The sequence below is a fragment of the Dethiosulfovibrio peptidovorans DSM 11002 genome, from assembly GCF_000172975.1.
Lineage (GTDB): Bacteria > Synergistota > Synergistia > Synergistales > Dethiosulfovibrionaceae > Dethiosulfovibrio > Dethiosulfovibrio peptidovorans.
Genome location: NZ_ABTR02000001.1, coordinates 2291116 through 2306163, shown reverse-complemented (window position 1 = coordinate 2306163; position 15048 = coordinate 2291116). Strand labels below are relative to the sequence as shown.

Sequence of the window (15048 nt, the reverse complement as noted above, 5' to 3'; positions counted from 1 at the left end):
CGGTTTTTTGATAATAGATAAACCAGAGGGAGTCAGAAGCACCGCCAGTGTCTCCGCGGTAAAGAGGGCTCTTGGCAGAGGGGTAAGGGTGGGTCATGCCGGTACTCTGGATTCCACTGCCCAGGGACTTCTGATCGTTCTGGTAGGTAAGGCCACCCGTCTATGTCGTTACGTTATGGATCTGCCCAAAAGCTATCTGGGAATCGTCAAGTTCGGGGTGAAGACCTCCACCGACGATGGTACCGGCGATATCCTGAGCTCTATGGATGATGACCCCTTTATCGACCGGGGATCGTTGGAGTCTTTAGTTCCCTCCTTTTTGGGAATAAGGATGCAGCGTCCTCCCTCCATATCGGCCTTGAAGGTCGACGGTCGGCGAGCTCACCTTGTATCCAGATCGGAGAAGCTGATGGAGTTACCGTTGAGACCGGTCTTTATAACCTCCTTGAAAGTTCAGGATGTTTTTGCCGATAAAGGAGAGGCCACCATAGGAGTGGTCTGTCATAAAGGCACCTATATAAGGAGTATCGCCAGGGACATGGGAGATATGTCCGGATATGGGGCCCATCTGAGCTCATTACGCAGAATCTCTACCGGGCCCTTCGACGTATCGGACGGGGTGTCCTTTTCGGAGGGGATGGACTGTCTCGACAAAGAGGTGCTCTCGCAATCCTTGCTTCCTGTGGATTTTATATCCAGAGCTTACAGGAGCTATGAGATAACGAGGCATGAAGATCTTGGAGCTCTCAAGAATGGACTTCCCCTTCCACTTTCCACTCTAAGGCCGATAAAAAACGATGAGGCCTGGTGCTGCTCGAGGGCTGTAGTCACAGGGGAAGGTCTTCTGTCGGTGTGCAGGTTCCGTTTTGAGGACGACCGTTGTTATCTGGTTCCTGAGACCAATCTGCTGATGGAGAGCCCTTCATGATAGTGGTATTGGGGGCCTTCGACGGTTACCACTTAGGACATCAGAGGCTTTTCTCCGTTGCATCCGCCATGGCTGAGAGGGAATCCTGTGGATGGGCGGTGGTCTCTTTTACCCCTCATCCCAAGACAGTGCTGATGCACGAGAGAGTCTCATTGCTCTTCACGGAGGAAGAAAAGGTCCTTTTGAGGGAAATACTGTCCATTCCGACGATGATACAGTTCCCCTTTACCTCTCGACTTTCCTCGATGGACCCGGAGGATTTTTTTTCCTACATGGATAAGGAAATAGGCGTCTCCGGTGTAGTCGTCGGGGATAATTTCAGGTTCGGGAGGGAAAGAAGGGGAGACGTGGATACCCTTTCGGAGATATGTAGAGGCAAAGGAATTCCGTTTAGTTCGGTGCTTCCTGTGACCATCGATGGCTCCGTGGTCAGCAGTACTTCGATAAGGGATTTAATCTCTATGGGTAAAATTTCGGAGGCCTCGACTAGGCTAGGTTATCCTTTCTTCATGAGAGGTCACGTAATAGAAGGATCTAGAAGAGGACGAAAAATAGGGGTTCCTACGGCAAATCTATCCTTCCCGTCCACTAAGATAATCCCCAAACCAGGCGTGTACGCCGGTGCTGCCTATCTGGACGGCGAATGGTGCCCCGCGGCCATCTCGATCGGGAATAATCCCACGTTCGGCGATATATCGGAAAATAGGGTAGAGGTCCACATAATCGACAAAAACGAAGATCTCTACGATCAGACTCTATACGTTCTATTTTTTGAGAGACTCAGGTCTGAACGGCGTTTTCTCGATCCGGAAAGGCTCGTAAGTCAGTTAAAGGACGACATAAAGAGGACCAAGGGGATTTTCGGATGTAAAACCGATCTCCTTAGCCCTTTTTACACCTCCTCGGTCTTGAATTGTATGATGTACCGTGGTACAATTCCTTTCGTTCCAGGTGCGGGCCTGTAGCTCAGAGGATAGAGCGACGGCCTCCTAAGCCGTAGGTCGAGGGTTCGAATCCCCCCAGGTCCGCCATTTAATTTTAAATAGCTGAATGAGAAGGTCTCTCAATCGGGAGACCTTCTTTCTTTGTCTGAATTTTTTGTGATATTTTGGTCGCCTTGGTTTGTGTATCAAACAAAAGGATATGCCATATGTATAGTTTTCTTTTTTCTGACTAAATAAAAGGGCGTATCTTTTTAGACTAGTCCATTGTGATTAGCTCCCTAAGGCGTTATAATCTGTAAGTGCGTTCACCTGTGAATGGGGGGAGGGGCTATAATAACGATTAGAAGGGCTGCTTTGTTTTTTGCATGTGTTTTTTTTATTTATTTTATGTGTGTCGACGTAACCGTAATATCTTTGGCAGTGAGAGAAGAGATCCTGTTCGATAAGTATATGTACCCTGGGAGCCTGTTCGAGACCGGCTATATCCACTCAGTTCAAAAAACTCCGGTAGAGGATGTCTACGTCGTTGTCGATGGAGAACTGTGGCTTTGGGAGGAGCGGGTCGTCTCCCACAATGCAGGTCTTCCATCTGAGTCCCCTTATCGTGGGTATTTCCTGTCGGATAAAGAGTGGATGCATTTTTTCGGTGGACGCTATAGCACGAAGATGTATATGCTGAGAGTCGGAAACGACGTGTTGGGGCGAAACGTATGCCGTTTTTACGGCCGATCCGACTGGATCGATCTATTCGAGATCGTTCCAGGTAAAAGATGCGCGGTTTCTGTAGAGACAAAACCTTTTTTAACTACTCTCATTAGGATTTAAGCTTAGAGATAAGAGGGAGGGGTTTGTTTGAGCGATATCTTAGAGGGAAAGATCGCCGAGGAAAATCAGACCATTGATCTCGACGATCTGAGAAAAAAATTCGATACCGAGGCCAGATACAGGGAGTTAGGGGATTGGCAGGGTATGTTGATAACTATCCTAGCTGTCTCTATGTCGGCGTTCCATTTTTATACCTCGGGTTTTGGGCTTTTGCTTGCCCTTCAACAGAGGGCGGTACACCTGGCTTTCGTCATGTCTCTGGTGTTCCTGCTTTATCCAGCAAGGCAGAGCTCGCCCAAGGATAAGATTCCCCTGATGGATTTTGCCTTGGCCGCAGTGGCAGCTTATTCTGCTCTTTACCTGATGATAAATTTCAACGAACTGGTCAATAGGGCGGGGCTTCCGACTCAGATGGATATAGTTATGGGCTTCATCTGTATATTGCTTTTGCTAGAGGCAACCAGAAGGGTATCCAGTCCGATATTGCCCTGCATAGCTATATTTTTTCTCATTTACTGTTTTTATGGAAGGGCTTTTCCTGAGCTTTTTCAGCATAGAGGATTCAGCATAAAGAGGATCATCAACCATATGTACCTCGGGACAGAGGGGGTTTTCGGTATCCCTCTCGGGGTATCGGCGACTTTCGTCTTTATGTTCATATTGTTTGGATCGGTCCTTGAACAGACCGGACTCGGAAAGTTCATCATCGATCTGGCTATGGCTCTGGCCGGACATAGCACCGGTGGTCCCGCCAAGGTCGCGGTTTTAAGCTCCGGACTTATGGGATCGATATCCGGTTCCTCCGTGGCTAACGTATGTACTACAGGTATGTTTACCATCCCATTGATGAAGAGCGTGGGCTATCAGAGTCATTTCGCCGGAGCGGTGGAAGCGGTCGCATCTACCGGAGGACAGATAATGCCACCGGTAATGGGAGCAGCGGCTTTCATAATGGCTCAGTTTCTTGGAATTCCCTACATACATGTTGCTCTGGCTGCTATCGTTCCGGCCTTGCTCTACTATTTCGCCGTGATGATTCAGGTTCATCTAGAGGCTAACCGACTTGGACTGAAGGGACTTCCCAAAGAACAATTGCCTAAATTGGCCCCCCTTTTGAAGGAAAAGGGGCTTTTGTTGCTCCCCATAATCGGTATCATCTATTTTCTGATCGCTGGATATACGCCTCTGAAGGCCGCCTTTAACGGCATCCTTATAAGCATAGCCGTGTCTTATTTCAACAGGGAGACCTGGCTTACCCCTAAAAAACTGGCTGCCGCGTTTGAAAACGGAGCCAGGGGGGCTATAGGGGTAGCCTGTGCCTGTGCTACCGTAGGTATAATAGTCGGGACAGCCACCTTGACCGGACTGGGCCTCAGAATAGCCAGCGCCGTGGTCGCCATAGCGGGCGGCAAGCTCCTTCCCACATTGTTGTTGACCATGGTCGCCTGTATTCTTCTAGGGGCCGGGTTACCTACGACGGCCAACTTTATAGTCACGAGCACCATGTGTGCACCGGCCTTGTTCCAGCTGGGAGTCGCTCCTATCGCCGCCTATATGTTCGTTCTCTACTTCGGTATAGCGGCGGATCTAAGCCCCCCCGTCGCGTTAGCAGCCTATGCCGGCGCTGGTATAGCGGGAGCCGATCCGTTTAAGACCGGGGCTACGGCTATAAAACTCGCCCTGGCAGGTTTCCTGGTTCCCTACATATACGCTTATAATCCGATATTGGTCTTGGTCAACTTCACGTTGGGGCGGTTCGCCATGTCAGTCGGTACGGCCGTGCTAGGGGTATTCCTCCTGGGGATGAGCACCGTCGGTTTCTACAAGTGTTCTATGAACCCGGTCTTTCGTATAGTCGCTTTGTCCGGTGCCCTCTGTCTGTTGATACCGGGTATTTACAGCGATTTAGCCGGACTCTCCGTTTTGGTTGTGTTGCATGTTCTTCAAGCCGCTAAAGCTAAACGGCTGAACGCTTCAGCCGCCTAGAGGCAAAAAACATCACGTATCGTCCCTAACAGGGACGATACGTGATACAATTTCATCGTTCGATTTTGCGCCGCCTCTCCCGGGGCGGCATTTCCGTATTGAGAGGTGACCTGGTTAATGTCGAAAGATTTCAAGGAGACCTTGTGTCTACCTAAGACCGATTTCCCCATGAGGGCCGGTTTGGCCAAGAAAGAACCCGGTTTAATAGAGGGCTGGGAAGAGATCGATCTCCATTCGCTCATGTTGAAGAAAAACGAGGACAAGCCTTCCTTTATATTGCATGATGGCCCTCCTTATGCTAACGGAGATATTCATATAGGAACAGCCTTTAATAAAATTATTAAAGATTTTATAGTTAAATTCAAATCTATGAGAGGCTATAGATGTCCCTATGTCCCCGGCTGGGATACCCATGGTCTTCCTATCGAGTTGAAGGTGCTCAAAGGGGAGGGCGTCGACAAGGATTCTATCGATCCGGTGGAGCTTCGCCGTCGATGCACCGATTATGCCCTTGGTTTCTTGGACTCCCAGCGCTCTCAGTTCAGGCGCCTCGGTGGTGTCGGCGATTGGGAAAATCCTTACATAACTCTGAAGCCCGAGTACGAGGCTGCACAGATAGGTGTCTTCGCTGATATGGTGGAGAAGGGACTGGTCTACAAGGGACAAAAGCCCGTATATTGGTGTATCGACTGTCAGACGGCTCTGGCCGCTGCGGAGATCGAGTACGGTGACGAGACTTCACCGTCGATTTACGTGGCCTATTCCATGCCTGACGTTGCCGAAAGGATACCCGAGGTAGCCGGAAGGGACGTCAACGTAATCGTATGGACGACGACTCCTTGGACCCTGCCTGCGAGTATGGCTGTAGCCATTCATCCTGCCTACGAATATGTCTTCGTCCCTTCGGGGGACTCGGTCTACCTTCTGGCCAAGGCGTTGATAGCCGATGTAGAGAAGACCACGGGGATGACCTTCGGAGAGCCGCTCGCTACGGTTAAAGGGGCGGAACTGGAGAAGGTCGAGGCAGTTCATCCTTTCTACGAGGACAGGAAGACCCCTGTTCTTTTGGCCGATTACGTTGTCCTTGATACTGGGACGGGCTGTGTCCACACCGCTCCGGGACACGGGGTCGAAGACTACGAGACGGGCGTCAGATACGGCATAGAGGTATATAACCCGGTGGATCCGACCGGAAGATATCTTCCAGAGACCCCTTTAGTCGGCGGTATGACTCTGGACGAAGGTGCCTCGTTGGTTCTGAAGACCTTGACCAACAACGGCAGGCTTTTGGGACAGCTTGAAATACTTCACTCATATCCTCATTGCTGGAGATGCAAGAAGCCGGTGATCTTCCGTTCCACCGATCAATGGTTCGTAAACGTGGCTCAATTCCGTCAACAGGCGTTGGACGTCATAGAAAACGAGGTCAAGTGGATTCCCGATTGGGGTAAGGATAGGATCTACAACATGGTACGGGATCGCTCGGATTGGTGTATCAGTAGACAGAGGGTATGGGGAGTGCCCATCCCGGTCTTCTACTGCCAGGATTGCGGAAAGATGTTGCTGGATCCCGATGCGATAAGACTGGTTCAGCAAAAGGTCAAAGAGAGGGGCGGAGACGTCTGGTGGCAGGAGTCGCCGGAGGAACTGCTGGGCGACCTGTGTAAATGTCCCTCTTGCGGTAGCGGCAATCTGAAAAAAGAGAAAGACATCATGGACGTGTGGTTCGATTCCGGCATCAGTCATTTTGCGGTTCTGGAGAATCGTCCGGAACTTTCCTGGCCAGCGGACCTTTATCTCGAGGGCAGCGATCAGCATAGAGGATGGTTCCAGACCTCCCTGCTGACCTCCGTCGCCACCAGGGGAGTCGCTCCCTATAAGGCCGTCTTGACCCACGGTTTCATCGTCGACGGCAAGGGAAAGAAGATGTCGAAGTCCATCGGTAACGTTGTAGCTCCTCAGGAGATCATAGATACCAACGGTGCCGATATACTGAGACTCTGGGTAGCCTCGACCGATTACAAAAACGATATTCGCATCTCGAAGACGATCATAAGGACCTTGAGCGAGGAGTACCGAAGGATAAGAAACACGGCTCGCTTTCTGCTGGGGAACCTGTGCGATTTTAATCCGAGTACCGATTTCGTCTCGGAGGCGGAGATGTCCTCTTTCGATAGGTGGATCCTGTCCAGGTTGAACAGGCTTATTAAGAGGGTTACGAAGGGATACGATTCCTACGAGTTCCATATACCGACCGTATCTATCCATCAATTCTGCGTAAACGAGTTGGGCTCTCTGTATCTCGACGCAGCTAAGGATTCTCTTTACGCAGACGCCCTGAACTTCAAGGGCCGCAGGGCTATTCAGACCGTCATGTGGAGGATCGTTACGGCTTTGTCCACCATGCTGGCTCCCGTGCTGAGTTTTACGTCCGAGGAAATATGGCGGGAACTCAGAAAGATCGACGAGTCTCTAGAGAAGAGTGTTTTTCTGGCAGATTGGCCCCTCTTCGATGAAAGAGCCGACGATGAGGACCTTGAAAAAAAATGGAGTGCCGTGATAAAACTAAAAGGCGCCGTCAGCAGGGCATTGGAGGCTGCCAGAGGCAGAGGCGAGATCGGACAGTCCCTGGAGGCCGCCGTATCGGTGGTGAGACCGGATGGAGATGTCTCCGACTATCTTTCTCGAGAAGATTGGGAGTACGTGACCATAGTCTCGTCCTTTAAGTGGGTGGATAAGGAAGGAGACGGTTTCGTCGAGGATCAGGATACGGGATATAAGGTCCTGGTGGAGAACGCCCCAGGCGACAAGTGTCCTCGCTGCTGGAAATACGTTACAGAGGTAGACGAAGAAGGTCTGTGTCCCAGATGCCAGAGCGTAATGAGAGGGTAGACCCGATAAAATTCTTAGACGAGGAGAGCCTGTCCGATCAAGGACAGGCTCTCTCGGCCTGTCCTGAAGAAGAGGAGATACTTGTCCCCCCCGATATGGACGGTGTTCGTCTGGATGCCTTCTTGTCCGATTTTCTAGGCGTCTCCCGAACCTTTATACAGAGAGTGATCAGAGACGGTTACGTGAAGGTCTTTCAGGGGAAGAGAGTGAAACCGTCCAGATCGGTTTTGGCGGGAGAGTCTTTGAGGTTCAAGCTTCCGCCTCCCCAGAGGATGGACCTCGTCCCTGAACCGGTCGATTTTTCCGTAGTCTACGAGGATGAAGACATAATAGTCGTGGATAAACCTGCTGGAGTGGTGGTACATCCGGCTCCCGGACATTGGCGGGGAACCTTGGTGCACGGTTTGCTTTACAGGTATCCCGACATAGGCACCATAAACGATGTGGTCAGGCCTGGAATAGTCCATCGACTGGACTCGACGACCTCTGGCCTCTTGGCTGTAGCCAGGAACACCGAGTCTCTGAACGAACTTCAAAGTTCCTTTAGAGACAGAAAGGTGGGAAAGTTCTATCTGGCCTTGTCCGATGGACGTGTCGTCGGAGAGGAGATTTCCTTGGACGCTCCTATCGGAAGGGATAGAAACAACCGCTACAGGATGACTGTCACGGACGACGGAAAGAACGCCCGTACAGATGTCTACCCTCTCTGGAACAGAGGGAGGTACTCTTTTCTGATATGCGAACTGCACTCGGGGAGGACCCATCAGATAAGGGTGCACCTCAGACATTTGGGTGCACCCCTGGTGGGAGATGAACTTTATGGTTTTAGGAAAAAGGCCAGGAAAAACGACCCTCTTCTGGAGGGGCGAGTTTTTCTCCATGCCTGGAAACTCGTGCTGCCTCATCCTAGGACGGGTGAGATCATGAATTTTCGTTCCGTTCTTCCTCGTGATCTCTCGTCGGTTCTTTCAAGAGTTCTCTCCATAGGTCGGAGTTGACCGTTATGGAGTCGCTGTTTTTATATGTCACCTGCGCCGGTCCGGCTCCCTGTATATGACGGACGTGTTTTCTACTAGTGTAATCCACCGAGGAGCTAGGTAGGTTAGCTCCCTTTGAGTAATAGACGGCTAGGGATGCACATATCCTTATTGCCGTATCCAACAGGACTTGGTCTTTGGGAGGGGCCTTTAATATAACATGGCTTCCCGGCATTTCATGTATATGGAACCATATATCGTCCGGTCCAGCCATACGAAAGGTCACGTGACGATTCCCTCTCTCGTTCAGCCCTACCAGGATAAGGCTGTCTTGGAAGTCGTATCGTATATGAGGAGGCTCTTTTTCCTCTTTTCTTTTCTTGCGTCTTTTATCTCTCGTGGCGTCGTCGCTTTTTCCCGATATTTCCGAGACCATCTGTCGGAGGAGCCCTATGTCCTCGATTCTGTCCAGATTATCCAGCTCTGCCTCCATTTCCTCCTTCTCTTTAAGTACCTTTTCCCTGTGTGCGAGTACCGACTTTTCGTCGGCGGCGTACTTTTTGTATTTTTTAAAGTATATAGCGGCGTTTGCCGACGGGGAGAGGTCGGGGTTGAGTTTCACCGATAGCTTGACCTCTCGCCCCTCTTCGTTCCAATAGGGTAGTTCCATTTCCGGTGTCCTCGACGGTATTACATGTAGGTTAGACAGGATGGTTTCTCCCTTTATGCGGAAAACCTCGGCTTCGTCTATCATTTTGAGCTGTCTAGACACTCCCTCGATGTGTCGATTGAGGCTTTTTATCCTCTTGGATAGTCTCTTTTTGCCCTCCGATATCAATTTGAATCGAACCCTTTCCAGAGCTCTCCAAAAAGATATACGTCGAAAGATCTCTATGGTTCCTTCCTGAAGAACTTTTCCCGACTCCAGAGGACGAGGCCATATGGAGGTGTAATCTCCTATGTCCTGGACGATCCCCTCACCGTTTAACATCCTCTTTAGATCAAAAAGTACTTCGTCCTGGGTTAACGACCCTTTTTCGACCTCTATCAGCAGGTTTTTAGACAGCTTTTTGCCTATGCCTATCGGGTTTTTTAGATAATCTATGATGTTCAATCTCTCTATGCCATCGGGCGATATTCCCTGGACTGGCGGCGGAGATACGTAGGTCTGACCTGGGAGCACGCTTCTGTAGCGGTTTACGTCCGGATGCACGTGTCTGGCAGGTTCTATTATGGTTCCCTCTCCGTCCAGAAGAATTACGTTGCTCAGCCGCCCCATAAGCTCTATTATCACTGTGTATTCGTTCTCTATCCCTGCCCCTACGAACCGTCTTATGTCGATGGCTATTACTCTGTCCATTTTTTCCTGACGTATGCTCTTTATCTTTCCTCCTGATAGATATTTGTTCAGTGCTAGCGGGAGGCCGCCTCGGATAGGTTTTAGCTCTTTGCATAAAAGCGTCTGTTTCGTAGAGAGAAGAGTTACCCCGAAGTTTTCCTGTCCCCAGGACACGAAAATGTTTTTATCCCTCATTCTTAAGAGAATCCACTCTTTTCCTCCCTCTATCTTTGAGATCGATTTTCCCTCCAACAGTGAAGAAAGTTCCTTAGAGAGGGCACCAACCAGTTCTGGGCCATATCCCATAAGATCACGCTCCATCCTCGGTCTTTAACCGTTGGGTGTTAGGGTAATCCTTTTTTCTTTGCTTGACAAGATCGCCTCATATCCGTACAATTATCGCCGTCTCGTGATGAGAGGGGCTGTGGCGCAGAGGGAGCGCGATTCCTTCGCAAGGAATAGGTCGGGGGTTCGAGTCCCCCCAGCTCCACCAGATTAGCTCTTTTTAGACTTTTCTGCGGATTTTCATGGGATAGGGAAATGCTTGACGGTTTTAGCTTCTTGTTGTATCATTTCCCGGTACCGAGTTCGGGCGCTGTTAGGTCAAGTTTTCACCCTTCGGCTGTAGTGCGGGGCGTAGCGCAGTCTGGTTAGCGCACCTGCTTTGGGAGCAGGGGGTCGAAGGTTCGAATCCTTTCGCCCCGACCATATTACGATGGATATGCGGAAATAGCTCAATTGGTAGAGCACTAGCCTTCCAAGCTGGGGGTTGCGGGTTCGAGTCCCGTTTTCCGCTCCATTTTTTTTGCGCCGGTAGCTCAGTTGGATAGAGCAACGGCCTTCTAAGCCGTGGGTCGCGGGTTCGAATCCTGCCCGGCGCGCCAAGAGTTTTATGGTGAGTGTAGTTCAGTTGGTTAGAACGCTGGATTGTGGTTCCAGAGGTCGGGGGTTCGAATCCCCTCACTCACCCCATTATCTTTGTGGATCGTTAGCTCAACTGGCAGAGCACCTGACTCTTAATCAGGGGGTTACAGGTTCGATTCCTGTACGATCCACCAATTTTCCGTCTTGGTGATGCCTTCTAATGGGACCGTTAGCTCAACTGGCAGAGCACCTGACTCTTAATCAGGGGGTTACAGGTTCGATTCCTGTACGGTCCACCATTTTTCCGCCAACGACGATGCGAGAGTGGTGGAATTGGTAGACACGCTGGATTTAGGATCCAGTGCCTTCGTGCGTAGGGGTTCAAGTCCCCTCTCTCGCACCATTTTCCTCGTTAAGGGATCCCCTTCATCTATTACCCTTCCTTTTAGTACTCTTATTCTCCTTTGTATGATAAGCTGTTTTTGGGGCGTGTTGCTTCAGGAGTCTTGTTTATTCGTAGAATAAAATTTAACCAATGCAGAGGTGTTGCCCGTGTCCGAGTCCTCAAGTCAACGAGAAAAACGCTTGCTTGACATGGCGGGGGGAGATGTAAAACTGGCCGTAGAGTTGGCCCGCATCTTTTTATCTCATTACGATGAGATGCACCGCTCCCTGGCCGATGCCGTAGGACGACGAGATCCGTTGGACGTACGGCGGATGGTTCACTCGATAGAGGGCAGTTTAGGAGCTATGGGAAGTCTCGAGTCAATAGAAAGGCTGTCTGCCATAGGTCAGGCCGGTCGTGATGAGCGTAGAGACCTTCTCGAGGAACTGTTTCTCCTCTACGAGGAGGCCATTAATCGTTCCAACGACGAGATACGTCTGTTCATAGATGCACAGGAATGAATGATTTAGTAAAAGAAGTTCGTTTGTGATATACTACCGTGGTTGTTTAAGATATAGGTTGTCGTGAAAGGGGTTGCCTCTCGTGAGATCAGAGATGCTGTCGCAGGAAAAGAACGTGGTTACCATAAAAGCGGTTGTTGAAAAAGAGGACTTCAAAAAAGAGGTCTCCAAGATGTACGATAAGCTCGCCAAAAACGCGGCTATCCCAGGGTTTCGTCGAGGGAAGGCCCCCAGAAAGGTTCTCGATCTTCGTTTCGGGAAAGAGGCTATTTTGGCAGAGGCGTTGGAAGAGATGATCCCATCTCTCCTGGGAGAGATAACCACCGATTACGATTTGAACCTTATCGAGGATCCGGACGTTAAGATCGACGTTATTGAAGAGGGGAAGGACGTGGAGTTGACCTTGGTTTTTGAGGTCGAGCCCGAGGTGTCCTTGGCCGATCTATCCGAGATCCTGGTGGTAAAACCGAAGATAAACGTGACCGACGACCATGTAGCGGAAGCTATCGAGGATCTTCGTAAAAGACACGCTTCTCTTGAGACGGTAGATCGTCCCAGCGCTTCAGGAGACGTCGTCGTAGCAGATTATTCGACGGTAGTGGTCGATGACGATGGAGAGGAAATAGTCTCCCATCCTGCTGAGACCCACTCTTTCGACTTGGTCGAGGAGACATTGAGACCGGAGATATATCAGACCCTGGTTGGCGTCTCTCCCGAGGACGAAAGGGAGTCTCAGGTCGTTATAGACGAGGATTACAAAGACGAGAAATTAGCGGGAAAAACCGCTAAGTATAAGTTTACCGTAAAGGAAGTCAAGGAAAGAGTCCTTCCAGATCTCGATTCATCCTTCTTCGTTCAGGTCTTCGGCGAAGAAGGCGAGGCCATGGACGAGGAAACTTTCAGAGAATCCATATCTCAGCGTCTTGGAGAACATATGGAAGGCGAGGCTCAGCAGGCGGCCGAGGGCGATATGGTCAGGAAATCGGTCGACGCCTCCGAGGTAGAGGTTCCGGTATCCATGGTCAACAGACAGGTCGAAAACCTCAAGAAACGGATGGAAGAGCAGGGAGCCGCGGGTGTAGACGATTCACAGCTAACCTCTCAGGCTGAAAGGGACGTCAAGGAGTTCCTGGTCTTGGAGGCTTACGGCAAGGATCTGGCAGTGGAGTTGACCAAGGAAGATCTCGATGAGGAGTTCCAGCGTGTAGCCGATGGTTACGGAATTGGCGTAGAGGCGGTAAAGGAAGCTTTTCTTAAAAACAAGGATAAGATCAACGAGATAGCCCACAGCCTGAAGGTCAAAAAGACGATCTCCGCCATGATGGAGAAAGTCACCGTCGAGGAAAAGGAGTTGGGCCAGGCTCAATAATCAGGACAGGGAGGAGTTACCTCGATGTATATCCCTTATGTCATAGAGCAAACGGGCCGAGGAGAGAGATCTTACGATATCTACTCCAGGCTCTTGAAGGACCGGATCGTCTTCATAGGAGACGAGATAAACGATGGTCTGGCGAACTCGGTCATAGCCCAGATGTTGTTTTTGGAGAGCGAGAACCCCGACAAGGATATCTACTTTTACATCAACTCCCCCGGTGGTTCCACCACCGCCGGGTTGGCGATATATGACACCATGCAGTATGTCAAGTGCGATATCTCGACCATAGTCGTAGGAATAGCCGCCAGCATGGCGGCGGTCCTCTTGACCGCAGGTACGGCGGGGAAAAGAGTATCTCTTCCTCGAAGCAGGGTGATGATTCATCAACCTTGGGGAGGTGCCAGAGGTAAAGCGTCCGATATGGCTATTCAGGTCAAGGAGATTCTGCATACTAAAGAAACTTTGAATCGGATTTTGGCCGATCACAGTGGCCAGGATTTCGATAAGATATGCGAAGATACGGAAAAGGACTTCTATATGTCAGCTGACGAGGCCATGGCCTATGGGCTTGTGGACAAGGTCATCGATAGACGATAGAATTCGTAACCGCCGAGACGCAGATAAGGGAGCCCGTAAAATGGGTATCCCTTATTTGTGCATTATGGGCGTTAATGCGTCGTCCAGATTCCTATTCGATCGCAAGGAGGACGAAAAATGAGAAATTTTGACGAAAAAGATCGTACCGGAGATAAGGGCATTCGTTGTTCCTTTTGTGGAAAAACCCAGGAAGAGGTGGTCAAGCTAATCGCCGGACCTGGCGTCTATATATGTAACGAGTGCATCAACCTCTGTTCTCTGATACTTCAGGAGGATCAGGCTTCTCAGGAGTCGGGAAAGACTCTCTCGGTAAAGGAGCCTTTTATGGACTTCAACAACATTCCCAAGCCCAGAGAGATCAAGTCCTATCTAGATCGTTACGTTATCGGTCAGGAAAAGGCCAAGAGAGCCGTCTCCGTATCGGTATATAACCACTATCGGAGGATTCAGAACAATATAGCCAACGAAAGCGAAGTTGATATCCAGAAAAGCAACCTGCTGTTGGCCGGTCCTACCGGTTCAGGAAAGACTCTGATCGCCCAGACACTGGCCAAAAAGCTTAACGTTCCCTTTGCCATGGCTGATGCCACCGTTCTTACAGAGGCTGGATATGTCGGAGAGGACGTCGAGAATATCCTTGTAAGGCTTCTACAAGCCGCCGATTACGATGTCTCCGCTGCGGAGAGAGGGATCATCTACATAGACGAAATGGATAAGATAACCCGTAAGTCCGAGTCTACGTCGATAACCAGAGATGTCTCGGGGGAAGGAGTTCAGCAAGCATTGCTTAAGATACTCGAGGGGACCTTGGCCAACATTCCCCCCAAGGGTGGCAGAAAACACCCCTATCAGGAGTTCATATCGATAGATACCACCAATATCCTCTTCATATGTGCAGGGGCCTTCGATGGTCTTGAGGATATAGTAGCCAGAAGGATGAACAGAAAGATGATCGGTTTTGGAGGCGAAGTCCACAGCAAAGTGTCGGCGAAGAGGTTTGAGCTTCTGTCTCATGCAGAACCGGACGACCTGATGTCCTTCGGTTTTATACCGGAGATCATAGGCCGTATTCCCGTTTTGGTCCCCATGGAGACCCTGGACGTAGACGCCTTGGTCAAGATACTTACCGAGCCTCGTAACGCTTTGGTCAGACAGTATGAGAAACTCCTTGAGCTGGAGAACATCGATCTGGAGTTTACCGAGGGAGCCCTAAAAGCCGTAGCTGAAAAAGCCATGATCAAGAACACCGGGGCAAGAGGACTCAGGACGATAATGGAAGGCAGAATGTTGGATCTTATGTACGATATCCCTTCCAGAGAGGACGACGTCGTCAAGATAATTCTGGACGAAGGTTTTATCGACGGCTCGGAGCCGCCTAGGTATGTTCTCGGAAGCGATGAGGAGGTAGCCTAGTT

The 15048-nt window shown here is 50.3% G+C and carries 11 protein-coding genes and 9 tRNA genes; 19 read left to right on the top strand and 1 reads right to left on the bottom strand.

Features of this window, described 5'->3' with window-relative positions:
• Positions 1–7: 7 nt before the first annotated feature.
• The 7 genes from truB to DPEP_RS11110 all read left to right on the top strand — a co-directional run bounded on the left by truB (position 8) and on the right by DPEP_RS11110 (position 8573).
• Entirely contained in the window at positions 8–928 is a 921-nt protein-coding gene (gene truB / locus DPEP_RS11135; protein WP_198003080.1) for a tRNA pseudouridine(55) synthase TruB, read from the top strand.
• On the top strand, positions 925–1893 hold the full coding sequence (gene ribF, locus DPEP_RS13115) for a riboflavin biosynthesis protein RibF (protein WP_005662121.1): 969 nt from the start codon (positions 925–927) through the stop codon (positions 1891–1893). Before truB ends, ribF begins: the two co-directional genes overlap by 4 nt.
• Positions 1884–1959 (top strand) — tRNA-Arg (locus DPEP_RS11130). Before ribF ends, DPEP_RS11130 begins: the two co-directional genes overlap by 10 nt.
• A gap of 333 nt (positions 1960–2292) precedes the next feature.
• Positions 2293–2697, top strand: a complete 405-nt coding sequence (locus tag DPEP_RS11125; RefSeq protein WP_241760513.1) for a DUF1850 domain-containing protein — start codon at positions 2293–2295, stop codon at positions 2695–2697.
• A gap of 27 nt (positions 2698–2724) precedes the next feature.
• The gene (locus tag DPEP_RS11120; RefSeq protein ID WP_005662119.1) at positions 2725–4683 is read left to right on the top strand and encodes a TRAP transporter permease; all 1959 of its coding nucleotides are present in this window, start codon (positions 2725–2727) and stop codon (positions 4681–4683) included.
• A 117-nt stretch (positions 4684–4800) separates the two neighbouring features.
• On the top strand, positions 4801–7575 hold the full coding sequence (gene ileS / locus DPEP_RS11115) for an isoleucine--tRNA ligase (RefSeq protein WP_005662118.1): 2775 nt from the start codon (positions 4801–4803) through the stop codon (positions 7573–7575).
• Positions 7551–8573 carry an RluA family pseudouridine synthase gene (locus tag DPEP_RS11110; RefSeq protein WP_005662117.1) on the top strand — a complete coding sequence of 341 codons (1023 nt, stop codon included), beginning with the start codon at positions 7551–7553 and terminating at the stop codon, positions 8571–8573. Before ileS ends, DPEP_RS11110 begins: the two co-directional genes overlap by 25 nt.
• On the opposite strand, the gene DPEP_RS11105 is transcribed toward DPEP_RS11110, so the two are convergent.
• The gene (locus DPEP_RS11105; protein WP_005662116.1) at positions 8497–10197 is read right to left on the bottom strand and encodes an Rqc2 family fibronectin-binding protein; all 1701 of its coding nucleotides are present in this window, start codon (positions 10195–10197) and stop codon (positions 8497–8499) included. The genes DPEP_RS11110 and DPEP_RS11105 overlap by 77 nt on opposite strands.
• Before the next feature lie 112 nt (positions 10198–10309).
• Between DPEP_RS11105 and DPEP_RS11100 the strand changes: the two genes are divergently transcribed.
• The 12 genes from DPEP_RS11100 (at position 10310) to clpX (ending at position 15046) form a co-directional block, all read left to right on the top strand.
• A tRNA-Ala gene (locus tag DPEP_RS11100) sits at positions 10310–10384 on the top strand.
• A gap of 137 nt (positions 10385–10521) precedes the next feature.
• Positions 10522–10599: transfer RNA gene (locus DPEP_RS11095), tRNA-Pro, on the top strand.
• A gap of 15 nt (positions 10600–10614) precedes the next feature.
• Positions 10615–10690, top strand: a tRNA-Gly gene (locus DPEP_RS11090).
• 8 nt (positions 10691–10698) lie between these two features.
• Positions 10699–10775, top strand: a tRNA-Arg gene (locus DPEP_RS11085).
• Between the two features lie 11 nt (positions 10776–10786).
• Positions 10787–10863 (top strand) — tRNA-His (locus DPEP_RS11080).
• A 10-nt stretch (positions 10864–10873) separates the two neighbouring features.
• Positions 10874–10949, top strand: a tRNA-Lys gene (locus DPEP_RS11075).
• Positions 10950–10978: 29 nt separating this feature from the next.
• A tRNA-Lys gene (locus DPEP_RS11070) sits at positions 10979–11054 on the top strand.
• A 19-nt stretch (positions 11055–11073) separates the two neighbouring features.
• Positions 11074–11158: transfer RNA gene (locus DPEP_RS11065), tRNA-Leu, on the top strand.
• A gap of 182 nt (positions 11159–11340) precedes the next feature.
• Positions 11341–11661, top strand: coding sequence for an Hpt domain-containing protein (locus DPEP_RS11060; protein ID WP_040382628.1), 321 nt, complete (start codon positions 11341–11343; stop codon positions 11659–11661).
• 82 nt (positions 11662–11743) lie between these two features.
• Complete coding sequence (gene tig / locus DPEP_RS11055; RefSeq protein WP_040382625.1) at positions 11744–13030, top strand: trigger factor; 1287 nt, start codon at positions 11744–11746, stop codon at positions 13028–13030.
• A gap of 24 nt (positions 13031–13054) precedes the next feature.
• Positions 13055–13633 (top strand): ATP-dependent Clp endopeptidase proteolytic subunit ClpP, encoded by a 579-nt coding sequence (gene clpP, locus DPEP_RS11050; RefSeq protein ID WP_005662111.1) that lies wholly within the window; start codon positions 13055–13057, stop codon positions 13631–13633.
• 117 nt (positions 13634–13750) lie between these two features.
• Positions 13751–15046: an ATP-dependent Clp protease ATP-binding subunit ClpX gene (gene clpX / locus DPEP_RS13330; RefSeq protein ID WP_005662110.1), complete on the top strand. Its 1296-nt coding sequence runs from the start codon at positions 13751–13753 to the stop codon at positions 15044–15046.
• Positions 15047–15048: the final 2 nt, after the last annotated feature.